General features: G+C 65.2%; 26 protein-coding genes. 8 read left to right on the forward strand and 18 right to left on the reverse strand.

What is annotated here, in order from left to right:
• Nucleotides 1-29: 29 nt before the first annotated feature.
• From leuD to DIE23_RS08860, 4 genes are all read right to left on the reverse strand, one after another.
• Nucleotides 30-680, reverse strand: a complete 651-nt coding sequence (gene leuD / locus DIE23_RS08845) for a 3-isopropylmalate dehydratase small subunit (protein WP_124611765.1) — start codon at nt 678-680, stop codon at nt 30-32.
• A 65-nt stretch (nt 681-745) separates the two neighbouring features.
• Nucleotides 746-892, reverse strand: coding sequence for an entericidin A/B family lipoprotein (locus DIE23_RS08850; protein WP_011658379.1), 147 nt, complete (start codon nt 890-892; stop codon nt 746-748).
• A 3-nt stretch (nt 893-895) separates the two neighbouring features.
• Complete coding sequence (gene leuC, locus DIE23_RS08855; RefSeq protein ID WP_124611766.1) at nt 896-2,305, reverse strand: 3-isopropylmalate dehydratase large subunit; 1,410 nt, start codon at nt 2,303-2,305, stop codon at nt 896-898.
• Nucleotides 2,306-2,737: 432 nt separating this feature from the next.
• Entirely contained in the window at nt 2,738-3,430 is a 693-nt protein-coding gene (locus DIE23_RS08860; RefSeq protein ID WP_124611767.1) for a hypothetical protein, read from the reverse strand.
• A 252-nt stretch (nt 3,431-3,682) separates the two neighbouring features.
• Here DIE23_RS08860 and DIE23_RS08865 point away from each other — a divergent pair, with 252 nt between their 5' ends.
• From DIE23_RS08865 to DIE23_RS08875, 3 genes are all read left to right on the forward strand, one after another.
• Nucleotides 3,683-4,180: a hypothetical protein gene (locus DIE23_RS08865; RefSeq protein WP_124611768.1), complete on the forward strand. Its 498-nt coding sequence runs from the start codon at nt 3,683-3,685 to the stop codon at nt 4,178-4,180.
• A gap of 418 nt (nt 4,181-4,598) precedes the next feature.
• Nucleotides 4,599-4,931 (forward strand): cupin domain-containing protein, encoded by a 333-nt coding sequence (locus tag DIE23_RS08870; RefSeq protein ID WP_124611769.1) that lies wholly within the window; start codon nt 4,599-4,601, stop codon nt 4,929-4,931.
• A 132-nt stretch (nt 4,932-5,063) separates the two neighbouring features.
• Entirely contained in the window at nt 5,064-5,789 is a 726-nt protein-coding gene (locus DIE23_RS08875) for a glutathione S-transferase (protein WP_124611770.1), read from the forward strand.
• A gap of 14 nt (nt 5,790-5,803) precedes the next feature.
• On the opposite strand, the gene DIE23_RS08880 is transcribed toward DIE23_RS08875, so the two are convergent.
• The 7 genes from DIE23_RS08880 to DIE23_RS08915 form a co-directional block, all read right to left on the reverse strand.
• Nucleotides 5,804-6,346 carry an FAD-dependent oxidoreductase gene (locus DIE23_RS08880; RefSeq protein WP_260436008.1) on the reverse strand — a complete coding sequence of 181 codons (543 nt, stop codon included), beginning with the start codon at nt 6,344-6,346 and terminating at the stop codon, nt 5,804-5,806.
• On the reverse strand, nt 6,253-6,684 hold the full coding sequence (locus tag DIE23_RS08885; RefSeq protein ID WP_260436006.1) for an amidase family protein: 432 nt from the start codon (nt 6,682-6,684) through the stop codon (nt 6,253-6,255). Before DIE23_RS08885 ends, DIE23_RS08880 begins: the two co-directional genes overlap by 94 nt.
• A gap of 123 nt (nt 6,685-6,807) precedes the next feature.
• Nucleotides 6,808-8,337, reverse strand: coding sequence for an amino acid permease (locus DIE23_RS08890; protein ID WP_124611771.1), 1,530 nt, complete (start codon nt 8,335-8,337; stop codon nt 6,808-6,810).
• Nucleotides 8,338-8,477: 140 nt separating this feature from the next.
• Nucleotides 8,478-8,942, reverse strand: coding sequence for an Lrp/AsnC family transcriptional regulator (locus tag DIE23_RS08895; RefSeq protein WP_124611772.1), 465 nt, complete (start codon nt 8,940-8,942; stop codon nt 8,478-8,480).
• Between the two features lie 101 nt (nt 8,943-9,043).
• Nucleotides 9,044-9,802 carry a dimethylarginine dimethylaminohydrolase family protein gene (locus DIE23_RS08900; RefSeq protein ID WP_124611773.1) on the reverse strand — a complete coding sequence of 253 codons (759 nt, stop codon included), beginning with the start codon at nt 9,800-9,802 and terminating at the stop codon, nt 9,044-9,046.
• Between the two features lie 227 nt (nt 9,803-10,029).
• Nucleotides 10,030-11,283 (reverse strand): DUF1479 domain-containing protein, encoded by a 1,254-nt coding sequence (locus tag DIE23_RS08910; protein WP_124611775.1) that lies wholly within the window; start codon nt 11,281-11,283, stop codon nt 10,030-10,032.
• Between the two features lie 110 nt (nt 11,284-11,393).
• A complete protein-coding gene (locus DIE23_RS08915) occupies nt 11,394-11,783 on the reverse strand; it encodes a VOC family protein (protein ID WP_124611776.1) in 390 nt (129 codons plus the stop codon).
• 71 nt (nt 11,784-11,854) lie between these two features.
• Between DIE23_RS08915 and DIE23_RS08920 the strand changes: the two genes are divergently transcribed.
• Entirely contained in the window at nt 11,855-12,838 is a 984-nt protein-coding gene (locus tag DIE23_RS08920) for an AraC family transcriptional regulator (RefSeq protein WP_124611777.1), read from the forward strand.
• A gap of 90 nt (nt 12,839-12,928) precedes the next feature.
• Here the strand turns inward: DIE23_RS08920 and gltA are convergent, their stop codons facing one another.
• The 7 genes from gltA to DIE23_RS08955 form a co-directional block, all read right to left on the reverse strand.
• Nucleotides 12,929-14,230, reverse strand: coding sequence for a citrate synthase (gene gltA, locus DIE23_RS08925; RefSeq protein ID WP_050011289.1), 1,302 nt, complete (start codon nt 14,228-14,230; stop codon nt 12,929-12,931).
• A 53-nt stretch (nt 14,231-14,283) separates the two neighbouring features.
• Nucleotides 14,284-14,556, reverse strand: a complete 273-nt coding sequence (locus tag DIE23_RS08930) for a succinate dehydrogenase assembly factor 2 (protein ID WP_057923949.1) — start codon at nt 14,554-14,556, stop codon at nt 14,284-14,286.
• 7 nt (nt 14,557-14,563) lie between these two features.
• Nucleotides 14,564-15,265, reverse strand: a complete 702-nt coding sequence (locus tag DIE23_RS08935; protein WP_011658352.1) for a succinate dehydrogenase iron-sulfur subunit — start codon at nt 15,263-15,265, stop codon at nt 14,564-14,566.
• Nucleotides 15,266-15,286: 21 nt separating this feature from the next.
• The gene (gene sdhA, locus DIE23_RS08940) at nt 15,287-17,062 is read right to left on the reverse strand and encodes a succinate dehydrogenase flavoprotein subunit (protein WP_124611778.1); all 1,776 of its coding nucleotides are present in this window, start codon (nt 17,060-17,062) and stop codon (nt 15,287-15,289) included.
• 3 nt (nt 17,063-17,065) lie between these two features.
• Nucleotides 17,066-17,434, reverse strand: coding sequence for a succinate dehydrogenase, hydrophobic membrane anchor protein (sdhD, locus tag DIE23_RS08945; protein ID WP_006399546.1), 369 nt, complete (start codon nt 17,432-17,434; stop codon nt 17,066-17,068).
• Nucleotides 17,435-17,438: 4 nt separating this feature from the next.
• Nucleotides 17,439-17,855 (reverse strand): succinate dehydrogenase, cytochrome b556 subunit, encoded by a 417-nt coding sequence (sdhC, locus tag DIE23_RS08950; RefSeq protein ID WP_124611779.1) that lies wholly within the window; start codon nt 17,853-17,855, stop codon nt 17,439-17,441.
• 170 nt (nt 17,856-18,025) lie between these two features.
• Nucleotides 18,026-18,850 carry a GntR family transcriptional regulator gene (locus DIE23_RS08955; protein ID WP_124611780.1) on the reverse strand — a complete coding sequence of 275 codons (825 nt, stop codon included), beginning with the start codon at nt 18,848-18,850 and terminating at the stop codon, nt 18,026-18,028.
• Between the two features lie 288 nt (nt 18,851-19,138).
• Between DIE23_RS08955 and DIE23_RS08960 the strand changes: the two genes are divergently transcribed.
• The 4 genes from DIE23_RS08960 (at nt 19,139) to DIE23_RS08975 (ending at nt 23,521) form a co-directional block, all read left to right on the forward strand.
• Nucleotides 19,139-20,125: a malate dehydrogenase gene (locus tag DIE23_RS08960; protein WP_014899969.1), complete on the forward strand. Its 987-nt coding sequence runs from the start codon at nt 19,139-19,141 to the stop codon at nt 20,123-20,125.
• 184 nt (nt 20,126-20,309) lie between these two features.
• Nucleotides 20,310-21,317 carry a CoA ester lyase gene (locus tag DIE23_RS08965; protein WP_124611781.1) on the forward strand — a complete coding sequence of 336 codons (1,008 nt, stop codon included), beginning with the start codon at nt 20,310-20,312 and terminating at the stop codon, nt 21,315-21,317.
• 223 nt (nt 21,318-21,540) lie between these two features.
• Nucleotides 21,541-22,047: a hypothetical protein gene (locus tag DIE23_RS08970; protein ID WP_124611782.1), complete on the forward strand. Its 507-nt coding sequence runs from the start codon at nt 21,541-21,543 to the stop codon at nt 22,045-22,047.
• Nucleotides 22,048-22,069: 22 nt separating this feature from the next.
• A complete protein-coding gene (locus tag DIE23_RS08975) occupies nt 22,070-23,521 on the forward strand; it encodes a bifunctional 2-methylcitrate dehydratase/aconitate hydratase (protein ID WP_124611783.1) in 1,452 nt (483 codons plus the stop codon).
• The last annotated feature ends 220 nt before the right edge of the window (nt 23,522-23,741 follow it).

Genomic DNA, 23,741 nt, shown 5'->3' on the forward strand with positions numbered 1-23,741 from the left:
GCGTCATGCGCGCCCGCCCGGAGGCGATCTCAGCCGACCAGCTTGTTGTTGAGCCACGGCTGCTTGGCGAGCCGCTCGGCTTCGAACTGGCGGATCTTGTCCGCGTGACGCAGCGTCAGGCCGATGTCGTCGAAACCGTTGACCAGGCAATACTTGCGGAACGCGGTGATGTCGAACGGATACTCGCGGCCGTCGCCCGTGCGCACGACCTGCGCATCGAGGTCGATCGTCAGCTGATAGCCGTTGAACGCGTACGTGTCGTTGAACAAGTGATCGACCTGCTGCTCGGTCAGCACGATCGGCAGCAGCCCGTTCTTGTAGCAGTTGTTGAAGAAGATGTCGGCGAAGCTCGGCGCGATGATCGCGCGGAAGCCGTACTGTTGCAGCGCCCACGGCGCGTGCTCGCGCGAGCTGCCGCAGCCGAAGTTCTTGCGTGCCAGCAGCACCGATGCACCCTGGTAGCGCGGCTGGTTCAGCACGAAGTCCGGGTTCAGCGGGCGCTTCGAGTTGTCCTGGCCCGGCTCGCCGTGGTCGAGGTAACGCCATTCGTCGAACGCGTTCGGACCGAAGCCCGTGCGCTTGATCGACTTCAGGAACTGCTTCGGGATGATCGCGTCGGTGTCGACGTTCTCGCGATCGAGCGGCGCCACGACGCCGGTATGCACATTGAATTTTTCCATGATCCGTCTATCCGGTTGAAGGGCCGGCATTCAGCCGGCGCACATCGACAAATTCTCGGCGGGCGTCAGTCCGCGGCGCGCTGGAGCGCGTTGCCGGCGGCATTGACGTCCTGGCCGAAGCCTCGGACGGTATTGCAGCCCGCAAGGCCGAAGCCCAGCCCCGCGAGCGCCAGCGCGGCAACCAGCCGCGCGATGAGCTTCGATGCCGTCACGCGTTACCCCAGCTTGCGAATGTCGACGAAATGGCCTTCGATCGCCGCCGCCGCCGCCATCGCGGGGCTCACCAGGTGCGTGCGGCCGCCCGCGCCCTGCCGGCCTTCGAAGTTGCGGTTCGACGTCGATGCGCAGCGCTCGCCCGGATCGAGCCGGTCGGCGTTCATCGCGAGGCACATCGAGCAACCCGGCTCGCGCCATTCGAAGCCCGCATCCGTGAACACCTTGTCGAGCCCTTCGCGCTCGGCCTGCGCCTTCACGAGGCCCGAGCCCGGCACGACCATCGCGAGCCGCACGTTCGACGCAATGCGGCGGTTCAGCTTCTTCACGACGTACGCGGCTGCACGGATGTCCTCGATGCGCGCGTTCGTGCACGAACCGATGAAGATCTTGTCGACCTTGATCGACTCCATCGGCGTGTTCGGCTCGAGCGCCATGTAGGCCAGCGCGCGTTCCATCGCATCGCGCTTGACCGGATCCTTCTCGCGCTCGGGATCCGGCACGCGGCCGTCGATCGACGTGACCATTTCCGGCGACGTGCCCCACGTGACCTGCGGGACGATCTCGGCCGCGTTCAGTTCGACGACGCGGTCGAACTGCGCGCCTTCGTCGGACTTGAATTCGCGCCAGTACTCGACGGCCTGGTCCCATTCCGCGCCGGTCGGCACGAACGGACGGCCTTTCAGGTAGTCGATCGTCGTGTCGTCGACGGCGACCATGCCTGCGCGCGCGCCGGCTTCGATCGCCATGTTGCAGACGGTCATCCGGCCTTCCATCGTCAGCGCGCGGATCGTCGAGCCGCCGAATTCGATCGCGTAGCCCGTGCCGCCGGCCGTGCCGATCTTGCCGATGATCGCGAGCACGATGTCCTTCGCGGTACAGCCGCGCGGCAGGGCGCCCTCGACCTTCACGAGCATGTTCTTGCTCTTTTTCTGCAGCAAGGTTTGCGTCGCGAGCACGTGCTCGACTTCCGACGTGCCGATGCCGTGCGCGAGCGCGCCGAACGCGCCGTGCGTCGACGTGTGCGAATCGCCACAGACGATCGTCATGCCCGGCAGCGTCGCGCCCTGCTCCGGCCCGATGATGTGCACGATGCCCTGGCGCACGTCGTTCATCTTGAACTGCGTGATGCCGAACGCGTCGCAGTTCGCGTCGAGCGTGTCGACCTGCAGCTTCGAGACCGGATCGGCGATGCCGTGGCTGCGATCGGTGGTCGGTACGTTGTGGTCGGACACGGCCAGGTTCGCGCTGATGCGCCACACCGGGCGGTGCGCGACGTTCAGCCCTTCGAACGCCTGCGGGCTCGTGACTTCGTGCAGCAGCTGACGGTCGATGTAGAGCAATGCCGTGCCGTCGTCCTCGGTATGGACGACGTGGGTATTCCACAGTTTGTCGTAGAGAGTCTGTGCCATGGGTATGCGGGGTCGTTGTGACTACAAGCCTTGCGGATGCGATCGATTATGCCACGCGGAATGCGCCACGGCGCAGGCTCGACGCGAAAAAACCCATTAAAAACAGTGGTTTGGCTGGTAGTGCCAATACCTGTATCGGCATTACCCGGCAAACGGGTGTCGAACTTGATTAGAAGCGGATACAGCTCTCGACTAGATGCGGATACGGGTAGCCGCCACCGGCCCGGCACGCCCGCAGCACAACGCGTATCCGCATCTAATGAGATACGGCTTTGGCGTCAGCGGAAAAACGCACCCTCGTTTCCAGCAGCACGTCGATACGCAATCAGCAACGCCAGCCCTGTCGATTCAAGCAAATCTGCCCTCCTCCTCCGTCGAAATTCTCCCACGTTGGTTGGATAGCTTGGATTCGGCCTTGACATGGGCAACCGATTAGAAATCGAATGGATCGCGCTCTCTTAGTCCAAGCCATATATCAACAGAGCGACGCAGCGTTCGCAGAGCCTCCCCGTGCTCTGGAAATTCTGCGGGATCGAGCGCGTCGCACCTGACCTTGGCCACGTCAATGCCGACGAAGTCGTCGATCGTCTGTTTGTCGAATGTGTTGTGCGGTGTAGAGACTCTGTCGCCCCACGCGTGGACTGTACCTCGGCTCATCATGCGTGTGGCCATCCTTGCGAAGCCCTCGTCGGTCCGGATCGCCTCAACCATCCACTCGCGTGGTTCGTCCAATGAACCCGCATAGTCCCTCCATCGGTACAGGAGCGACATGAGATCCGGTTCGACGATCAGCGCGTCGACGTCCGCGGCGCGGCTCCTCATCAACCGCAGCCATTCGACTTTCATTGCCTCGACGGTATCAGTGTCGAGCGCCGGATCGAAGGCGTCGTTCTCTCCTTCCTTCCGATCGGCGGGATCGTTCAGATGAATCAGGATCGCAGCAATTGACAGCGCCTTGGTCTGGCGGAGCGCCTCAAGCGCCAGACCACCCCGCATACCTTCCGGCACCCGTTTCAGAAACCAGCTCGTCGCTCGCCATGCTGAAAGCCAGGGCGAATTGAAGGGGTCGCCGGCGCGCAGGCCAGCAAGCTTCTGGGCGATCCCGAACATCGCGGGAAGCAGCACGGCGGCGTTGTCGACCGGAAGGCGGTCGACGGACTCGTCGAACCTCGCGACGAGCGAGGGCAGAAGGCCGTCGGTCGCCTCACATTATGGTTACGTACCGCGGCGGACGTTTACGACATCTTCCTGCCGTGGACGCCGGTGACCTGCACCGATGGCAGGATCAGGTACAAAGGTGCGTACTATTCGTCGGACGAGCTCAAAGAGATTGCGAACGAACACGCAAAGTTGCCAGGAAAGAATCCTCCGCTAACCGTGGAAATCAAGCAAACAGGCCTCTATTCAAATACACTGCTTTGCCGAGGCGAGGACAGAATCGTATTTGACATCGAAATGACGGCAGAAGATTTACGTCGTTTCGGCAAACTTACGTGGCCGGAACAAGTGCTCACACTACTTGACGAGTCGATACAGGAAGATCCACTCGTCGTAAAACGCTCCAAGGCCGCTGGCAAGCTGAAATCGACGCAGCAGGAAGGAATGGACGCTATCGAATATGGGCGTGGAAACGTCTATGCCGGAGCCGTGGGCCCAACGCTTACAAAGGCAAAACAGAACGGTACAGCCGTGCGGGACCATGAACATACAGAACGAGAACGGGCCGCGTACGGCTTACCGCCACCGGTCGTCCGGCTAGATCGGGATAGGAGTCCGCTCACGAACGTAGCAGCGAATTCCGACGTGCATGTGGACGACGACCCCTTGGCGGCAGCGGCGAGAGCTGCTGAGAATCGATTTCGCGGGAGAGCCTGACCGGCGAAGCGACCACACCGGAGCTTTGCTGCACGGGAAACACTGGCGGACAGTGCCTTCACGGACGACTGCGCCCGCCAGAACTAGCCGTAGCCGTGCTCGGCGTGACTTCAGCACCGTCTGTATCCACAAATAATCAAGTGCAATGCATCAACTGAACCGAACGGTAATTTTCACGTTCGCGCACTACTATTTGCAATAATGGTCAGCGTCAAAAGTCCTTTGTAAACAATGGAATCACCCGTTGTATTCGTTTCTAATCGGGGGCCTGTATCCGGATCTATTCAGGTTTTGCACGGGCCGCACCGGGCACCGGCGCGGCCCGCGATCGCGAGGTTCACGCCGGGCCGGATTCCGGCATACGATGGGACGACGCAAGCCTGAACGTCCCCACGATCCGGACCCGGAGCCCACGACGATGAAGCTCGGCATCAACGAATCGCTCGCCCGCCTCGACGATGAAGGCACGCTGTTCACGACGCTGTTTCGCCACGGCACGCTCGACATCGAGCTGTACCGGCCGCGCGGCGAGGACCTGCAGACGCCGCATACGCGCGACGAGGTCTACGTGATCGCCGCCGGCACGTCGCGGTTCGTCGTCGACGGGCGCGAATGCGGCGTCGCGGCCGGCGACGTGCTGTTCGTCCCCGCGTTCGCATCGCACCGCTTCGTCGGCTTCTCCGACGACTTCTCGACCTGGGTATTTTTCTACGGCCCCGAGGGCGGCGAGCGTGGAGAACGCGGCGCATGACGCGCGGCAAGCACTGCACTCCCCGCGCGATCTCCTAGACTGTCTATTCGCAACGGGCGGCGCACGGCCGCCGCCCTCCCCGCCATCGCGATGCGGGAATCGCCCGCCGCATCGACCGGACTGGAGCACAGCATGCGATATGAACTCTATTACTGGCCCGAGATCCAGGGCCGCGGCGAATACGTACGGCTCGCGCTCGAGGCGGCCGAGGCCGACTATGTCGACGTCGCGCGCGAATCGGGGCGCGGCATGGGCGTGTCGGCGATGATGCGGCTGATGGACAGCACGAAGGCCGAATGCGTGCCGTTCGCGCCGCCGTTTTTGAAGGCCGGCGACGTGGTCGTCGGGCAGACCGCGAACATCCTGCTGTTTCTCGGCGCGCGGCTCGGGCTCGCGCCCGACGACGAAGCCGGACGGCTGTGGGTGCATCAGCTTCAGTTGACCGTCGCGGATTTCGTCAACGAGATCCACGACACGCATCACCCGATCGCCAGCGGCCTTTACTACGAGGACCAGAAGGTCGAGGCCGCCGAGCGCGCGGCCGATTTCCTCGAACATCGGCTGCCGAAGTTTCTCGGCTACTTCGATCGCGTGCTCGAGCAGAATCCGCACAAAGGCGGCTATATCGCCGGCAGCGCGCTCAGCTATGCGGACCTGTCGATGTTTCAACTGATCGAAGGCCTGCGCTACGCGTTCCCGAAAGCGATGAAGCGCGCGGAGCGCACCGTCGCCGGACTCGTCGGCCTGCACGACCGCGTCGCGCAACATCCGCCCATCGCGCGCTATCTCGAGTCAGAGCGCCGCATCCCGTTCAACGACATGGGGATCTTCCGGCACTATCCGGAGCTGGACAAGTAGCGTCGGCCGCCGCGTCAGTCGCCATAGCGATAGCGGCTGCGCATCGCGTCGAGCGGATTGCCGTCGGCGAGCGTGCCGCCGAGACTGTGGATCACCGCGCTCGCCGCGTTGATCGCGGTCTGCACCGCACCCTCGATCCAGCCGCCGGTGAACGAGCAGCAGCAGCCGGCCAGGTAGATCCCCCGGTCCGACGACGGATCGGCGGCCGTCTGGAACTGGTGGAACAGCGCCTGCGAGTGGATGTCCTCGCCCGGATAGTTCAGCTTGAATGCGCCGAGCGCATAGCGATCCGACAACCAGTCGTGGCTCGTCACGTTGCGCGTGTAATCGTCGTCGAGCGGACGCAGGTGCGCGGCGAACGCCGGCGACACGAGACCAATCTCGGCCACGAGACGCTTGAACCGCTCGACCTTGTCGGTGAGCGACAGGATCTTGTGCGAATCGTCTTCCCACGTGTAGCTGATCAGCACGACGCTGTGCGCGTCGGGATCGTCGGGTGCGTAGTCGAGGCAGTAGATGCCGCGCGCCAGCGTGTCGGTCTGGATGTTGTGCGGCAGCCCGTGTTTGCCCGATAGCCGTTCACCGCCGGGCTCGCACCGAGCGTCGGCATTTCGGCGGTATCGAGGTTGTCCTTGATCACGAACGGCACGCCGGCAAGCGGCAGCGCGTCGCCCTGCGCGATGCGTGCATCGACGCGCTCGGCCGTGCGGCGCGCGAGATCGGCATCGATGTGCACCATCGCATTGAGCGGCCCGATCGTGCCGAGACGCGCAAGCGCGTCGTCGGCCAGGTCGACGGCACGCCGCCCGGCCATGCGCACGGCATCGGCCAGCGCGCGCACGCTGGCGGCGGAAACGAATGAAGGGGAGGAAACGCGATTCGGCTGTGTTGTCATGTTGTGTGCTGGACGCGGAATCGATCGGAAAATGCGCGGCGTGTCGGAGGCCCTGTTCCGCACGCCGCGCGAATCGCGATGGTATCCCGGCCCGCGGCCGCCCGCCATGCGGCCGCGAGCAGGCTACGCGCCGCGCGACCGCTCGCGCGTTTCTCCGATCCCGTCGACCGGGCGGGTCAGCCACGGCCCGATCTCCATCTCCTCGTACCGCACGAGCCGGCTCTTGCGCACGCGACGATACGCCCACCAGATCGCGACGAACAGCGGGATCCACACGTAGATCGACAGCACTTCCATCCAGTCGATGCGGGCCGCGAAGAACGCCTGGTAATCCTGCCCGAGCGAGATCACGATGCAGATCGCGATCGCGAACAGCGGCCCGAACGGGAACCATTTCGCGCGGTACGGCAGTTGATCGAGCCGGTAGCCCTGCTTCAGAAAGCCCTTGCGGAACCGGTAGTGGCAGACCGCGATGCCGAGCCACGCGATGAAGCCGGTGATGCCGACCGTATTGAGCAGCCACAGATAGATGCGCTGGTTGTTGGTCAGCGACGTGAGGAAGCACAGCCCGCCCACCGCCATCGTCGCGTATAGCGCGTTGCGCGGCACGCCGCCCGGCGACAGCGTCGCGAACATCGCGGGCGCACGGCCTTCCGCCGCGAGGTTGTACAGCATCCGGGTGGCCGCATACGTGCCGGAGTTGCCGGCCGACAGCACGGCCGTCAGGATCACGAGATTCATTGCGCCCGCGGCGAGCGGAAAGCCCGCATGGCTGAACACGAGCGTGAACGGGCTCACGCCGATGTCGGTCACGTCGCTCTTCAGCAGGTTCGGATCGGTGTACGGCACGAGCAGGCCGATCACGAAGATCGCGAGCACGTAGAACAGCATGATCCGCCAGAAGATCTGCTTCACCGCGCGCGGGATCGTCTTGCGCGGGTTTTCCGATTCGCCGGCCGTGATCCCGACCAGCTCGGTGCCGAGAAACGAGAAGCCCGCGATCAGCGCGACGCTCATCATCGCGTGCACGCCGCCGACGAACGGTGCGTCGCCGGTCCTGAAGTTGCGCCAGCCGACCGGATGCCCGTTGCCGAGCAGGCCGGCCGCGATCAGCAAGCCAGCCGCGATGAACGCGATCACGGTGACGACCTTGATCAGCGAGAACCAGTATTCGGATTCGCCGAAGCCGCGCACCGACAACGTGTTCAGCAGGAAGATCAGCACCAGGAACGCGGCGCCCCACCATACGCCCGGCACGGCGGGAAACCAGTAGCGCATCACGATCTGCCCGGCGACCAGCTCGATCGCGATCGTCACGGCCCAGCTGTACCAGTAGGTCCAGCCGAGCGCGACGCCGAAGCCTTCGTCGACGTACTTCTCGCCGTAGATCGCGAACGAGCCCGACACCGGCATCAGCGCGGCCATCTCGCCGAGCCCGGTGACGACGAAGTAGACCATCAGCCCGATCGCGATATACGCGGCGATCGCGCCGCCCGGCCCCGCCTGCGCGACCGACGCGCCCGACGCGACGAACAGCCCCGTGCCGATCGAACCGCCGATCGCGATCATCGCGATGTGGCGGCTCTGCAGCCGGCGCTTCAGCGCCGCCCCGGACGGTGCGGCCGTCTCCACTGCCGCTTGCAAAGCATCCATGGTGTTCACCCTGTTTGTGATCCGGGCCGCTCAAATTGATTCGGAATGCAAATCGATCGACCCGGTTATTCGCCCCGAAAACCGGTCCTGCCCGCCGGGCCGCGCGTCCGGTGCCGGCGGCCCGGACGCACACTGCCGTGTCAGACGACGCTGCGCTTGATCGACTGCAGCTCGGCGGTCGTCACGATCTTCTCGATCCGGAACCGCGGGCTTTCCAGCCACACATTCGCGATCCGGCGGTATTCGTCGAGATCCTCGCACGCGAGCCGCACGAGAAAATCGAACGTGCCGCTGACGAGCCAGCAGTCGAGCACGGCCGGATTGGTCCGCATCTCGTCCTCGAACGGTGCCTGCGAGCGTCCGTGGTCGGCCAGCACGATCTGCGCGATCACGACGATCGGCTTGGTCGCACGCGGCGCCTTGATCACCGCGCGGTAGCCTTCGATCACGCCGAGCGCCTCGAGCCGCTCCACGCGTGCCTGGCACGGCCGCGGCGTGAGGTTCACGAGCTCCGACAGCTTCCGGTATGAAATCCGTCCGTCGGTGCGCAGGATGTCGAGGATCCGGAGATCGATCTTGTCGAGCTGCATCTTCTTGTCGGTCATCCGCGTTCGCTCCGGTCGGGTCGTGGCTGATGCGCGGAGCGTCTCCTCCCGTTCCGCGCGGGGGCCACATTATCCGGCCGAAGCGGCCGCGCGCCAATCGGCTAGAACCGCAGCGACAGGCAGGTCAGGCCGCCGTCCATCTTGCGGAACTCGCTCGTGTCGATCACGTGCAGCGGCAGCCCGAGCGAGCCGATCGCGTCGTGCACGCGCGGATAGCCCGCCGGTGTGATCAACGTGCCGTTCACGCGCAGCGTGTTGCCCGCGTATTCGTCGGCGGCCGAGATCGCGATCCGGCGATAGTCGACGAACGCCGGATGCGCGGCCAGCGCCTCGGTCACGATCAGCGTGTCGTCGCTGAGCGCGTTGACGACCGACTTCAGGTGCAGACCCGCACCGACCGGCACCGCGACCACCGAATAGCCGTAGCGCGACACCAGCGACTCGAACACGGCGATGCCCTCCGCGTCGGTGCGGCCCGTCAGGCCGATATGGAAACGCTTGCCGACCAGCATCACGTCGCCGCCGTCGAGACGGCCCGCCTGCATCGGCAGCAGGGAGCGATACGCGCCGAGCGCCGCTTCGATGTGCACCGTCTCGCCGCGCCGCGCGGGCGCGCCGGGGCGCGTGATCACCGCGAATTCGGGCGTGACGACGGCGACGTCCTCGACGAAATGCGAATCGGGGAACGCGTCCAGCGGCGGCAGCTCGATCAGCTCGACGCCGAGCCCGCGCAACGCGTCGCAGTAGCCGTGGAACTGCGTGAGCGTCTTGTCGTAGTCGGGCGCGCCGAGCGCTGCGGTGGTGAGACCCGCGCCACAGGACGGCGCGGGACGGCGAACGATCGCTTGCGTGAATTGCATCGACTCCTCCATGGTCACGCTGCCGCCGTACGGCGCACGGGGCAGCTGCGTTGTGTCCGGACCATTATCGGAAGCCAAATTGCGCAATACGTGTCGATTTCCGGCATGCCCGCAGCCGATCGCGTCGAATTTCAGGTGGGGCGCAGCGGATTCGGCGGACGGTCGGCCGGAGCGGCGCAAACGGCCGTTCCTCGGTACGGAAGCGGCCGATGCGTCCCGCGCATCCGTTATGCGCCGACAGGCTCGAATCCCATTTGCACACGGCCCAGCGCCGTGAGATCGCCCTCGCCTCCCCGTCCGTCGAAGTCGACCTCGAAATGATCGCCCGGAAAATCCGGCGGGCTGTCGCCGCACAGGAACGCGAGCCGCTGGCGCTGCAGGTAGGCGTCGTTCTTCGCGCACCCCGGTGCAGCCGCGATATACATCACGTTGCTGTCGCCGCTGCCGCGATGCGCATCCTCGACCGCATGCACGACGTCGCCGTGCCAGAACACCGCATCGCCCGGCTCCATGTGCGGGATCGGCACCAGCGCGTCGAGCAGGAGCGCATGCCATTCGGGCAGGATCGACAGCGCGCGGCCCGGGCGCGCGCCGCACAAGTCGTCGCCGGCGACGTCGTCCTGCAGCGCGCGCAGCACGACGTACGCCATCGCGTTCGCGACCGGAATCAGCTGCAGCGTGCCGTCGCCGGGCCCTTGCGGCGTCAGCGCGGTCCAGCCCTGGAACGTGCGGAACATCGAGCACACGGCCGGCGACGGAATCTCCTCGACGTCGGGGCGGAACGCGGCGTCGAACGGGTCGTAATCGCGCCAGCGACCCGCCAGCACGTGACGATAGACTTGCCGGAAATTCGCGCCGAGCCAGCGTTCGACGGAGCCGCCATCGACATGCGGCGACAGCCCGAGCGACGTCGAGCCCGGCGGCCGGCGGCGGATCCGGTCCGCGTAGGCCGGCATCTGGTCAGGATCGACATGCCTGCGCGCGCCATCCGCATGGCGCCACAGGCGGTTCAGGAACACACGAGCCTGCGTGAGGGCCGGCGACTGGCGCGCGTCCACCTGCGGCTTCGACCAGTAGACGCCGTAGATCTGCGGCTTGCCCGACGCGAGGTTGCCGAAATAGCGGTCTTCGGCGCGCGCATGCAGCCGCTCCGCGAAACGGTTCGCATCCAGATAGGCACCGATCTCGTCGTTCCAGTCGCGCGCCTGCTGCGCGTCGAACACGCCGCGGATCACCGCCGCGCCGCGCGTGCGGATGCCGGCGATCGCCCGCGGATCGACGGTGCCGTTCGCGATATCCGCGAATCGCAGCACCGGAATCACGTCGTGGCCGTGCGCGTATGCGCGGCGGATCGCATCGACCTGCCGCGCGATATCGCCCTCCAGCTCGCGGAACGTGGCCGCGTAACCGGGCAGGTCGGCGCGCAGCGCCCTTTTCGCGGTGCGGATCGCCGCCGGCAGATCGTCAATCGTCAGGTGCATCGTCGTCTCCTCGCTGAATCATGTCGTGATGGGCATTCAGCGTACGGCCGACGCGTCGCCGCCATCGACACTATCCAGCCAACAATCGATACAATCCTGACAATCGCTCGCTACTCGCGACGATGGCATACCACGCACAGCTTGTTGCCGTCCGGGTCGCGAAAATACGCGCCGTAGTAGTCGGGGTGATAGTGCGGCCGCAGGCCGGGCGGCCCGTCGCAGGTGCCACCGTGCTGCAGTGCGAGCGCATGGCAGCGGTCGACCTGCGCGCGCGTCGGCGCGGTGAACGCAACCGTATGGCCATTGCCCGGTTCGGGCGCACGGCCGTCGAGCGGCCGGCCGAAGAAGAACAGCGGCCGGTCGGTATCCGCCGGCATCCAGCCCGACCAGCCGTCCGGCTCGCTGAACTTGAGACGCAACCCGAGTTCCGCGAACAGCGGCGCATAGAAGTCGTACGCGCGCGCGGTATCGCTGACGCCCACGCAAACATGTGAAAACATGGCATCGCTCCGTCGTGACGATCGATCACGATCATGCCACGGCGCGGTGCCGCGCTCGACCGGAGGCCGCGATGAAACCGCAGTACGAGCACGTGACGTTCGCCCCCGGCTGTTCGATCCGCGTGTACCACCGCCGGCTCGCGCGCATTCCGTTCGAATGGCATCGCCATCCCGAGTACGAACTGACGCTGACGCTGAACAGCCGCGGCCGGCGCTTCATCGGCGATCATGTCGCCCGCTACGCGGACGACGACCTGGTGCTCGTACCACCCAATCTGCCGCACACGTGGTCGTCGAATGCGCGCATCGATCGCGATGCGCCGGAAGTCGCGCTCGTCGTCTGGTTCGACGGCGACTGGGCACGGCGCGTGGCCGACTGCTGTCCCGAGTACGCGCCGCTGCGCTCGCTACTGCGTCGCGCGGCGCCCGGACTCGCTTTCGACGCCGATACCGCCCGCGCAATGCGCGCGCGACTCCCGCGGTTACTCGACCCTTCGCCGCGCGTACGCCTCGCGGCCGCACTCGACACGCTCGCCGATCTCGCGGAAGCCGGCGGCGAGCCGCTCGCCACCGCGCAGGCCTACGATCGGCCCGACGCAGCCGCGCCATCGGCCGACACGGCCGCGCCCGAAGCCGAGCGCCTCGATCGCGTGCTCGACGCGATCGACCGGCACTTCCACGAGCCGCTGCGCATTGACGCACTCGCCGCCGTCGCGCACATGTCCGAACGCACGCTGCAGCGGCTGTTCGTGCGGCACCTCGGCGAAAGCGTCGGCCGCTACGTGCAGCGACTGCGGCTCGCGCATGCGTGCCGCCACCTGGTCGGCACCGACTGGCCGATTGCCACGGTGGCCACGCGCTGCGGCATTCCGAATGCCGCGAACTTCAACCGCCAGTTCCTCGCCGCGCGCGGAATGACGCCCGGCGCATACCGGCAGTTCTTCGCGCAGCACGGCCACGCCCCCGACGCCGACACGCCGCCGCTCGACACGCGACCACCGTCGCTGGAACGCAGGACCGGACCGGGCCAAGGCCAACCCCGACCGCGCAAATGAAAACACCCCGGCGGGATGACCCACCGGGGTGTCGGGGCATTGCGATTGCCGGACGCGAGCGGCCTGACGGCCGTTCGCGCCGCGCACGACTTAACGTGCGTTGAGCGGCTTCGCTTCGCGCGGCGTGTCGCCGATGAACAGCTGACGCGGACGGCCGATCTTCTGCTCCGGATCCGCAATCATTTCGTTCCACTGTGCGATCCAGCCGACCGTACGTGCCATCGCGAAGATACACGTGAACATCGACGTCGGGATGCCCAGCGCGCGCTGAACGATACCCGAGTAGAAGTCGACGTTCGGGTACAGCTTGCGCGACACGAAATATTCGTCTTCCAGCGCGATCTTCTCGAGCTGCATCGCGAGCTTGAACAGCGGGTCGTCGTGAAGGCCGAGTTCGTTCAGCACTTCGTAGCACGTTTCGCGCATCAGCTTCGCACGCGGGTCGTAGTTCTTGTACACGCGGTGACCGAAGCCCATCAGCTTCACACCCGAATTCTTGTCCTTCACCTGCTTGATGAATTCGGGGATGTTGTCTGGCGAACCGATCTGCTCGAGCATGTTCAGCGCGGCTTCGTTCGCACCACCGTGCGCCGGGCCCCACAGACATGCGATACCGGCTGCGATACACGCGAACGGGTTCGCGCCCGACGAGCCGGCCAGGCGGACCGTCGACGTCGATGCGTTCTGCTCGTGATCGGCGTGCAGGATCAGGATACGGTCGAGCGCGCGGACGAGCACGTCGTTGACCTTGTACTCTTCGCACGGGTTCGAGAACATCATGTGCATGAAGTTCGCGCTGTACGACAGTTCGTTCTTCGGATAAACGAACGGCTGGCCGATGCTGAACTTGTACGCCATCGCTACGAGCGTCGGCAGCTTCGCGATCATGCGGATCGCCGACACTTCGCGGTGACGCGGGTCGTTGATGTCGAGCGAGTCGTGGTAGAACGCGGACAGCGCGCCGACTGCGGCGACCAGCACCGCCATCGGGTGCGCGTCGCGGCGGAAACCGCGGAAGAAGAAGTGCATCTGCTCGTGCACCATCGTATGCTTCGTGACGGTGTCGACGAATTCCTTCTTCTGCGCCGCGTTCGGCAGCTCGCCCTTCAGCAGCAGGTAGCAGGACTCGAGGAAGTCGGCGTTCTGCGCGAGGTTGTCGATCGGGTAGCCGCGGTACAGCAGTTCGCCCTTGTCGCCGTCGATGTACGTGATCGCCGAATTACAAGCTGCCGTCGACATGAAGCCCGGGTCGTAAGTGAACTTGCCGGTTTGGCCGTACAGCTTGCGGATGTCGATCACGTCCGGGCCCATCGTGCCCTTGTAGATCGGCATTTCGACGCTCGGCGAGTTGTCGCTGAACGATAGCGTGGCTTTAACATCAGACGGAGTCATGGCACATCCTCAATCGAAATAAAGAAACGGGATTCGATAACGGGCGTAACGCGTTACACGTTGCGCAGCATCTCCAACAGCCGGTGAATATCCGGGCTGTCTAGGTCGCCCTCTGGTTCCTTGCGCGCGAGGAGCAAGTCCATCAGGTCGTTGTCGCTCAGATCGAGCAGGCGCGACAACGCGCCTACGTCTGCATCGGTGAGGTCATGCTCGTATCTGCTGAAGAAACGCTCGAATACGATGTCGTTCTCCAGCAGACCCCGCCGCGCGCGCCAGCGGAGGCGCGCGCGACGGTGCGGGTCGGATTGATGCGAATCGTCGCTCATCACAACTTTAAACCGCGCGGCGAACCATCAGTTCCTTGATCTTGCCGATCGCCTTCGTCGGGTTCAGGCCCTTCGGGCAAACGTCGACGCAGTTCATGATCGTGTGGCAACGGAACAGACGGTACGGGTCTTCCAGGTTGTCGAGACGCTCGCCGGTGGCGGTGTCACGGCTATCCGCGATGAAGCGGTAAGCCTGCAGCAGGCCGGCCGGGCCGACGAACTTGTCCGGGTTCCACCAGAAGCTCGGGCACGACGTCGAGCAGCTCGCGCACAAAATGCACTCGTACACGCCGTCGAGCTCGTCGCGTTCTTCCGGCGACTGGAGGCGTTCCTTCTCCGGCGGCGGCGCGTCGTTGATCAGGTACGGCTTGATCGAGTGATACTGGTTGAAGAAGTGCGTCATGTCGACGATCAGGTCGCGCACGACGGGCAGGCCCGGCAGCGGACGCAGCACGATCTTCTGCGGGAGATCGTTCAGGTTCGTCAGGCACGCGAGACCGTTCTTGCCGTTGATGTTCATCGCGTCGGAACCGCACACGCCTTCGCGGCACGAACGACGGAACGACAGCGTCTCGTCCACGGCCTTCAGCTTGACCAGTGCGTCGAGCAGCATGCGCTCATGCTGGATCTCGAGCTCGTACGTCTGCATGCGCGGTGCCGCGTCCTTGTCCGGATCGTAGCGGTAGACTTCAAAAATGCGTTTTGCCATTTCGGATTCCTTTGACTCGGCTTAGAACGTGCGCGGCTTCGGCGGCACGGAGTCGACCGTCAGCGGCTTCATTTGAACCGGCTTGTAGTCGAGGCGATCGCCTTCGCTGTACCACAGCGTGTGGCGCAGCCAGTTGTCGTCGTCGCGGTGTTCGTAATCGCTGTGGGCGTGCGCGCCGCGGCTTTCCTTGCGCGCTTCCGCCGACACCATCGTCGCGCGGGCGACTTCGATCAGGTTCTCCAGCTCGAGCGCTTCGACGCGCGCGGTGTTGAACACCTTCGACTTGTCCTTCAGGTGGATGCTTTCCACGCGGGCCTTCAGGCCGGCCATCTGGTCGACGCCTTCCTTCAGCAGTGCCGACGTGCGGAACACGCCTGCGTGCTTCTGCATCGTCGCGCGGATGTCGTTCGCGACATCCTGCGTGTACTCGCCCGAGGTCGACTTGTCGAGCTTCGCCAGGCGTGCCAGCGAGAATTCGCCTGCGTCGGCCGGCAGCGGCTTGTGTTCCTTCTGGTTCTTCACGTGCTCGACGATGTGGTTGCCGGCCGCACGGCCGAACACCACGAGGTCCAGCAGCGAGTTCGTGCCGAGGCGGTTCGCGCCGTGCACGGACACGCACGAGCACTCGCCCACTGCGTAGAAGCCGTTGACCGGATCCTTGTGGCCGCGCGACGTGCCGACGACCTGACCGTGGATGTTGGTCGGGATGCCGCCCATCTGGTAGTGGATCGTCGGGACGACCGGGATCGGTTCCTTGATCGCATCGACGTTCGCGAACTTCAGCGCGATTTCGCGGATCGACGGCAGACGCTTCATGATCGTCTCGGCGCCGATGTGCGACAGGTCGAGCAGCACGTGGTCCTTGTTCGGACCGACACCGCGGCCTTCCTTGATTTCCTGGTCCATCGAACGCGACACGAAGTCACGCGGCGCCAGGTCCTTCAGCGTCGGTGCGTAGCGTTCCATGAAGCGCTCGCCGTTCGCGTTGCGCAGGATACCGCCTTCGCCGCGCACGCCTTCGGTGATCAGCACGCCCGCGCCGGCCACGCCGGTCGGGTGGAACTGCCAGAACTCCATGTCCTGCAGCGCGAAGCCCGAACGCGCGGCCATGCCGAGGCCGTCGCCGGTGTTGATGAACGCGTTGGTCGATGCCGCGAAGATCCGGCCTGCGCCGCCCGTCGCGAACAGCGTCGTCTTGCCTTCCATGATGTAGACGTCGCCCGTCTCCATCTCGAGGGCCGTCACGCCGAGCACGTCGCCGTCCGCGTCGCGGATCAGGTCGAGCGCCATCCATTCGACGAAGAACTGCGTCTTCGCTTCTACGTTCTGCTGGTACAGCGTGTGCAGCAGCGCGTGACCGGTACGGTCGGCGGCCGCGCAAGCGCGCTGGACCGGCTTCTCGCCGTAGTTCGCGGTGTGGCCGCCGAACGGACGCTGGTAGATCGTGCCGTCCGCGTTACGGTCGAACGGCATGCCGAAGTGTTCCAGTTCGTACACGACGTTCGGTGCTTCGCGGCACATGAACTCGATCGCGTCCTGGTCGCCGAGCCAGTCGGAGCCCTTGATCGTGTCGTAGAAGTGGAAGTGCCAGTTGTCTTCGCTCATGTTGCCGAGCGACGCGCCGATGCCGCCCTGTGCGGCCACCGTGTGCGAACGGGTCGGGAACACTTTCGACAGCACGCCGACCGACAGGCCCGCGCGCGACAGTTGCAGCGCTGCGCGCAAGCCCGAGCCGCCCGCGCCGACGATCACCACGTCGAACTTGCGGCGCGGCAGGGAAGTTTTGATTGCAGCCATTCTTTACACTCTCCAGAGAATCTGCGCGGCGTAGCCCGCACATGCGAGCAGCCAGACGATGGTCAGCGATTGCAGCAGCAGGCGCACACCGACGGGCTTCACGTAGTCCATCCAGATGTCGCGCACGCCGACCCATGCGTGGTAGAAGAGGGAAAGCAGCGTCACGAAGGTCGCGAGCTTCATCCATTGCGCGGAGAAGATCGATGCCCAGCCTTCGTACGAGAAGTCATGCGCGCCGAAGAACAGGACGAGCAGAATGACCGTGTAGACCGCCATGATCGTGGCGGTGACGCGCTGCGCGAGCCAGTCGCGCAGGCCGTAGTGAGCGCCGACGACGAGGCGCTTCGAGCCGATTCGGTTATTGGCTGCCATTTTCTTAGAATGCTCCGAACAGTTTGAGTGCCATGGCGATCGTCAGCGCGATCGAGACGACAAAGACGACGACGGCCGTCCGCTTGCCGCCTTCCTTCGAGACGGCGTCGTGGTTGACGTCCATCAGCAGGTGGCGAATGCCGGCGCAGAAATGGTGGAGGAACGCCCAGGACAGCGCGAGGACGATCAGCTTGACGACGATGTTGGAGAGGAATTGCTTGAAGACTTCGAAGCTGAGTTCGGACGTCAGGCTCTGGTCCAGGAGGAACAGCAGGAACGGCAGGAACAGGAACAGCAGCGCGCCGCTGACTCGGTGGAGAATCGACAATATCGCCGCCAGCGGCATGCGATATTTCAACGTGATGTCGCCGATTCCGATGTTCCGGTATTCCGGCCTCGGCTTTCTTACTGCGTCAGTCATGCTAGACCCCTACTATGTTGTCACACTAATCCGCGATTTTAGCGCCTTTTTATATCGCGCTGCAGCGAAAGTCTGCTCTGGATCGTTACGCGAACGAGAATAAAGGCGGCCCGAAACGTGCTACGCGAACATGGGGAGTGCGCGTGCACGCTGCTTGTGCCGATACGTCGTCAGCTCAAGTCATTCTGATAGTAATACCCGGTCGTGACGTACCAGCCGCGCCGCACTTCCACCGGCCGGTCTCCGTATGTATAGGACACGCGCTCGACCGACAGCAACGGGAAACCCGCCGGCACGTGCAGCAGGTCGGCCACCGCCGGCTCCGCCGCCACCGCGCGGATCTTCTCTGTCGCGCGGATCATCCGCGTGCCGAACTCCGTCTCGAACATCGCGTAGAGCGGGCCCTTGTACTCGCTCAGACGCTCGAACGTGAGCCCGCGGAACATCGCGCCCGGCAGCCAGATCTCGTCCAGCACCGTCGCTTCGTTCTCGAACTCCAGCAGGCGACGCACCTGCACGACCGGATCGGCCGGCTTCAGGTCGAGCTGCCGCGCGATCTCGGCCGGCGCGCGCAGGCGCCGGCATTCGAGCAGGCGGCTCACGTGCGGATGCTCGGCACCGTCGTCGGCCAGCAGACGCAGGAAACGGAACTGCGCGCGATCCTCGTTGTGCGTCGCAACAAACGTACCCTTGCCCTGCCGCCGGACCACGAGGTTTTCCGCGGCCAGTTCGTCGATCGCCTTGCGAACGGTGCCCTGGCTGACCTTGTAACGGGCCGCGAGCTCCACTTCGCTGGGAATGATCTCGCCCGGCTTCCATTCACCGGATTCGAGACTTTGCGTGATCAATGACTTGATCTGCTGGTATAACGGACTGAAGGTCGGCGACGGCGAAGCGGCAGGCGCCGGCACGGAATCGCCCGCGCCCGGCTGCCCTGGGCCGCCTGCGCCGGTCGGATTCGCGTTGTTCGCCTGGTTCGATGTCATGGCGCGCATTTCATCACAAACCGCGCTTTTCCGTCCACTCAAATTCCGCAAAACATCTGTCTTATATAAGACATATGATACCGTTTGACTTTGGGCCCGCCGGCTCCTACACTCCGGGGCGAGCAAGGGTTCGCGGGTGCAAAACGCGTCCCCGGCTACGTGCCACGGCCGTCTCCAGGTTCACCGCGTCTGCCTTTCGCGAGTCCTCCGCCCTGCTTCAATGCAACGCTACGCGTAACGCGCATAGAATGGCGTTTTGCCTAGCGTCCACCGCTTCACCCGTCCTGGAGATTTTCAATGGCTAAGCCCGCAAAGCGCGTTGCCGTCACCGGCGCCGCAGGTCAAATCGCTTACTCCCTGCTGTTCCGCATCGCGAACGGCGACCTGCTCGGCAAGGACCAGCCGGTCATCCTGCAACTGCTCGACCTCCCGCAAGCCCAAGCCGCCGTCAAAGGCGTCGTGATGGAACTCGACGATTGCGCGTTCCCGCTGCTCGCGGGCGTCGTGATCACCGACGATCCGAAGGTTGCATTCAAGGATGCAGACGTCGCGCTGCTGGTCGGTGCGCGTCCGCGCTCGAAGGGCATGGAGCGCAAGGACCTGCTGTCGGCGAACGCCGAGATCTTCACGGTCCAGGGCGCCGCGCTGAACGAAGTCGCGAGCCGCGACGTGAAGGTGCTGGTCGTCGGCAACCCGGCGAACACCAACGCGTACATCGCGATGAAGTCGGCACCGGATCTGCCGAAGAAGAACTTCACGGCGATGCTGCGCCTCGACCACAACCGCGCGCTGTCGCAACTCGCCGCCAAGTCGGGCAAGCCGGTCGCATCGATCGAGAAGCTCGCCGTGTGGGGCAACCACTCGCCGACGATGTACCCCGACTTCCGCTTCGCGACCGTCGAAGGCGAGTCGCTGCTGAAGCTGATCAACGACGACGTGTGGAACCGCGACACGTTCATCCCGACCGTCGGCAAGCGCGGCGCGGCGATCATCGAAGCGCGCGGCCTGTCGTCGGCAGCGTCGGCAGCCAACGCGGCGATCGACCACGTGCGTGACTGGGTTCTCGGCACGAACGGCAAGTGGGTCACGATGGGCATCCCGTCGGACGGCTCGTACGGCATCCCCGAAGACATCATCTACGGTGTGCCGGTCGTCTGCGAAAACGGTGAGTACAAGCGCATCGAAGGCCTGGAAATCGACGCATTCTCGCGCGAGAAGATGGACGGCACGCTGGCCGAACTGCTCGAAGAGCGCGACGGCGTCGCCCACCTGCTGAAGAACTAAGCAGGCCGCATGGCCGGGCCGCCTCCGGGCGGTCCGGTCACGGCACGGGCGGCGGGGCTGCAGCCGGCCCCGCCGCCCGATCCGATCCGCGCACGTTTTGCCGCTCCAGGCGCCCCGCGCACCGGCCCAGAACGCGCCCGAATCCGATTTTCTCCACGTTGCCCGCTTCCTTGACGTAGAAGAGATGTCCGCGCTCACTCCTGCACAAGTGCTGTACGACGGGGCGTCCCCGCCCGCGATCCTGCCCTGCTGCGATCACTACGCGGGCAGCGAGAAGCTGATGCGCAAGTCGCTCGCGCTCCAGGCCGAACTCGGCCCCGTGTTCGACATCACGCTCGACTGCGAGGACGGCGCGGCCGTCGGCCAGGAAGCCGCGCACGCACAGCGCGTCGCCGAATTCCTCGGCAGCGCCGAGAACCGCTTCGGGCGGGTCGGCGTCCGCATCCACGACTTTTCCCATCCCCACTGGCGCGACGACGTGCGCATCGTGCTGCGCGCCGCGCGCGCACCGGCCTACGTCACGCTGCCGAAGATCGCGAGCGCCGCCGATGCGGCCGAGATGGTCGCGTTCATCGAAGGCACGCGCCGCGAGCTTGGCGTCGCGCAGCCGATCCCGGTCGACGTGCTGGTCGAGACGCACGGCGCGCTCGCGCAGGCTGCCGCCCTCGCCGCGCTGCCGCTGGTCGGCACGCTGAGCTTCGGGCTGATGGACTTCGTGTCCGCGCATCACGGCGCGATTCCCGATGCGGCGATGCGCTCGCCCGGCCAGTTCGACCACCCGCTCGTGCGCCGCGCGAAGCTGGAAATCGCCGCGGCCTGCCACGCGCACGGCAAGACGCCGTCGCACAACGTGACGACGGAAGTGCGCGACATGGCCGTCGTCGCCGGCGACGCACGCCGCGCGCGCGACGAGTTCGCGTTCACGCGGATGTGGAGCATCCATCCCGCGCAGATCCGCCCGATCGTCGACGCATTCGCGCCGCGCACCGATGAAGTCGCGCTGGCCGCCGAGATCCTGCTGGCCGCGCAGGCCGCCGACTGGGGCCCGACGCGCCATGGCGATACGCTGCACGACCGCGCGAGCTACCGCTATTACTGGTCGGTGCTGCGCCGCGCGCGGGCGACCGGCCAGCCGGTGCCGGCCGAAGCCGCGCCGCTATTCGGCACGGACCCCGCCGGAGATGCGCGGTGAGCGCGCGCCGACACACGAATTTCATCGAATCACCGGAGCGCAAACCCGAGACAGGTTTGCAAAACGACAAAAAACGTAACCGAGCCCGAAAACCTGAAATATGCGCGGCCAAATAGGTGAAAATAGCGGCCGCTGCGCGCTTCCGGGGCGCGTGCAGTTTCAAACCGGCCGGCAGTGTCAGCTGCCGGCCCTTGTCAACTGATTATCGAAAGGTTCTGACTCCATGAAGAAACTCCTGATCGCTACCGCCATCGGCGCGTTGTCCGCCACGATGCTGGTGTCGGCTCCGAGCGCGTTCGCCCAGGATACGGCGACCGCGAAGAAGACGGCCAAGCGCCCGGCGCCGGCCAAGCGCATCGTTCCGCGCAGCAAGAAGGCCCAGGCGCGTGCCGCCGCCAAGGTCGATCCGGTGCCGGAAGGCGCAACCAAGTGGTCGTGCAAGGAAGGCCTGTCGTTCGACCTCGCCGGCGACATGAAACGTGACCAGGTCGTCACGGTTCACTGGGCGAAGAAGAACTACAAGCTTCCGCGTCAGGCTACGACGACGGGTGCCGACACGTTCTACGATCCGGCCGCGGGCTTCAAGCTGGTCGTGATCCCGAGCAAGGCGATGCTGTTCAGCGATGCGAACGGCGGCGAGCGTCTCGCCGACGAATGCGTGACGCAGGAAATGGCGCAAGGCACGCCGGCTCCGACGCAATCGAACGAACTGAAGCCGGCAACGAACTAAGCGCGTTCTCCCAGGCCCCTCGATGTCCGCCTCGGTCTCCAACGTCCGCCCCGCTCCGGATTCCGTACTCGTCGATATCGTCGACTACGTGCTGAACCCCGGCATCGACAGCGCGCTCGCGCTGGAGACGGCGCGTCATTGCCTGATCGACACGCTCGGATGCGGACTCGAGGCGCTGTCCTACCCTGCCTGCACCAAGCTGCTCGGCCCTGTCGTGCCCGGCACGATCGTGCCGAACGGCGCGAAGGTGCCCGGCACGTCCTTCCAGCTCGATCCCGTCCAGGCCGCTTTCGACATCGGCGCGATGATCCGCTGGCTGGACTTCAACGACACCTGGCTCGCCGCCGAATGGGGTCATCCGTCCGACAACCTCGGCGGGATCCTGGCGACGGCCGACTGGCTGTCCCGCACGGCCGTCGCGGCCGGCAGGAAGCCGCTTGCCATGCGCGACGTGCTCGTCGCGATGATCCAGGCCCACGAGATCCAGGGCTGCCTCGCACTCGAGAATTCGTTCAACGCGGTCGGGCTCGACCACGTGCTGCTCGTGAAGGTCGCATCGACGGCCGTCGTCGGCCGCCTGCTCGGGCTCACGCGCGACGAGCTGATCAACGCGGTATCCAACGCATTCGTCGACGGCCAGGCGCTGCGCACCTACCGCCACGCGCCGAACACCGGTTCGCGCAAGTCCTGGGCGGCCGGCGACGCGACGTCCCGCGCGGTGCGCCTCGCGCTGATCGCGAAAACGGGTGAAATGGGCTACCCGTCGGCGCTCACCGCGAAAACCTGGGGCTTCTACGACGTGCTGTTTGACGGACAGCCGTTCCGCTTCCAGCGCCCGTACGGCACGTACGTGATGGAGAACGTGCTGTTCAAGATCGCGTTCCCCGCCGAATTCCATGCGCAGACGGCCGCCGAGGCCGCGCTGCAGCTGCACGCGCAGCTCGCCGCGGCGGGCCGCACGACCGACGAGATCAGCCGGATCACGATCCGCACGCACGCGGCCGCGATCCGCATCATCGACAAGCAGGGGCCGCTCGCCAATCCGGCCGACCGCGATCACTGCATCCAGTACATGGTCGCCGTGCCTCTGCTGTTCGGCCGGCTGACCGCGGCCGACTACGAAGACGCGGTCGCCGCCGATCCGCGCATCGACGCGCTGCGCGCGAAAACCGCGTGCGTCGAGGATCCGCAGTTCACGAAGGATTACCATGACCCGGCCAAGCGATCGATCGCGAATGCGCTGACGATCGAATTCGCGGACGGATCGAAGCTTGCCGAAGTGGCGGTCGAATACCCGATCGGCCATCAGCGACGCCGTGCGGACGGCATCCCGCTCCTGGTCGACAAGTTCCGGACCAACCTCGCCCGCCGTTTCCCGGCAAAGCAGCAACAAGCGATTCTCGACGTGTCGCTGGACCAGGCAAAGCTCGAAGCGATGCCGGTCGATGAGTACGTCGATCTGTATGTGATATAGGGGGCTGTTTGCGGATGAAACGTGCATGCGAATGCCCCAAATCGGCCGCAGGACAAGGAGTGAGGAGCGCCGTTTGGCCGTGCCAAACAAGCGACGAACGACGCCGTCATGCGGCCGATTTGGGGCATTCCCGTGGAATGGAATATAAATTTGGGGTTGCCCCGAGAAAGGCCGCTCGCTGCGTCACGCTCCTTGCGAATACGTCCAGTATTCGCTGCGT

This window comes from Burkholderia sp. Bp9143 (assembly GCF_003853645.1).
Lineage (GTDB): Bacteria > Pseudomonadota > Gammaproteobacteria > Burkholderiales > Burkholderiaceae > Burkholderia.

Excerpts from the sequence above, each read along its gene's own strand:
- DIE23_RS08910 (WP_124611775.1), bottom strand. The coding sequence starts at position 11,283 with ATGCACCTGACGATTGACGATCTGCCGGCGGCGATCCGCACCGCGAAA.
- DIE23_RS08870 (WP_124611769.1), top strand. The coding sequence starts at position 4,599 with ATGAAGCTCGGCATCAACGAATCGCTCGCCCGCCTCGACGATGAAGGC.
- sdhA (WP_124611778.1), bottom strand. The coding sequence starts at position 17,062 with ATGGCTGCAATCAAAACTTCCCTGCCGCGCCGCAAGTTCGACGTGGTG.
- DIE23_RS08920 (WP_124611777.1), top strand. The coding sequence starts at position 11,855 with ATGAAACCGCAGTACGAGCACGTGACGTTCGCCCCCGGCTGTTCGATC.
- DIE23_RS08915 (WP_124611776.1), bottom strand. The coding sequence starts at position 11,783 with ATGTTTTCACATGTTTGCGTGGGCGTCAGCGATACCGCGCGCGCGTAC.
- DIE23_RS08900 (WP_124611773.1), bottom strand. The coding sequence starts at position 9,802 with ATGCAATTCACGCAAGCGATCGTTCGCCGTCCCGCGCCGTCCTGTGGC.
- DIE23_RS08930 (WP_057923949.1), bottom strand. The coding sequence starts at position 14,556 with ATGAGCGACGATTCGCATCAATCCGACCCGCACCGTCGCGCGCGCCTC.
- gltA (WP_050011289.1), bottom strand. The coding sequence starts at position 14,230 with ATGACTCCGTCTGATGTTAAAGCCACGCTATCGTTCAGCGACAACTCG.
- DIE23_RS08875 (WP_124611770.1), top strand. The coding sequence starts at position 5,064 with ATGCGATATGAACTCTATTACTGGCCCGAGATCCAGGGCCGCGGCGAA.
- leuD (WP_124611765.1), bottom strand. The coding sequence starts at position 680 with ATGGAAAAATTCAATGTGCATACCGGCGTCGTGGCGCCGCTCGATCGC.
- DIE23_RS08975 (WP_124611783.1), top strand. The coding sequence starts at position 22,070 with ATGTCCGCCTCGGTCTCCAACGTCCGCCCCGCTCCGGATTCCGTACTC.
- sdhD (WP_006399546.1), bottom strand. The coding sequence starts at position 17,434 with ATGGCAGCCAATAACCGAATCGGCTCGAAGCGCCTCGTCGTCGGCGCT.
- sdhC (WP_124611779.1), bottom strand. The coding sequence starts at position 17,855 with ATGACTGACGCAGTAAGAAAGCCGAGGCCGGAATACCGGAACATCGGA.
- DIE23_RS08970 (WP_124611782.1), top strand. The coding sequence starts at position 21,541 with ATGAAGAAACTCCTGATCGCTACCGCCATCGGCGCGTTGTCCGCCACG.
- DIE23_RS08955 (WP_124611780.1), bottom strand. The coding sequence starts at position 18,850 with ATGCGCGCCATGACATCGAACCAGGCGAACAACGCGAATCCGACCGGC.
- DIE23_RS08885 (WP_260436006.1), bottom strand. The coding sequence starts at position 6,684 with ATGACAACACAGCCGAATCGCGTTTCCTCCCCTTCATTCGTTTCCGCC.
- DIE23_RS08895 (WP_124611772.1), bottom strand. The coding sequence starts at position 8,942 with ATGACCGACAAGAAGATGCAGCTCGACAAGATCGATCTCCGGATCCTC.
- leuC (WP_124611766.1), bottom strand. The coding sequence starts at position 2,305 with ATGGCACAGACTCTCTACGACAAACTGTGGAATACCCACGTCGTCCAT.
- DIE23_RS08960 (WP_014899969.1), top strand. The coding sequence starts at position 19,139 with ATGGCTAAGCCCGCAAAGCGCGTTGCCGTCACCGGCGCCGCAGGTCAA.
- DIE23_RS08935 (WP_011658352.1), bottom strand. The coding sequence starts at position 15,265 with ATGGCAAAACGCATTTTTGAAGTCTACCGCTACGATCCGGACAAGGAC.
- DIE23_RS08890 (WP_124611771.1), bottom strand. The coding sequence starts at position 8,337 with ATGGATGCTTTGCAAGCGGCAGTGGAGACGGCCGCACCGTCCGGGGCG.
- DIE23_RS08965 (WP_124611781.1), top strand. The coding sequence starts at position 20,310 with ATGTCCGCGCTCACTCCTGCACAAGTGCTGTACGACGGGGCGTCCCCG.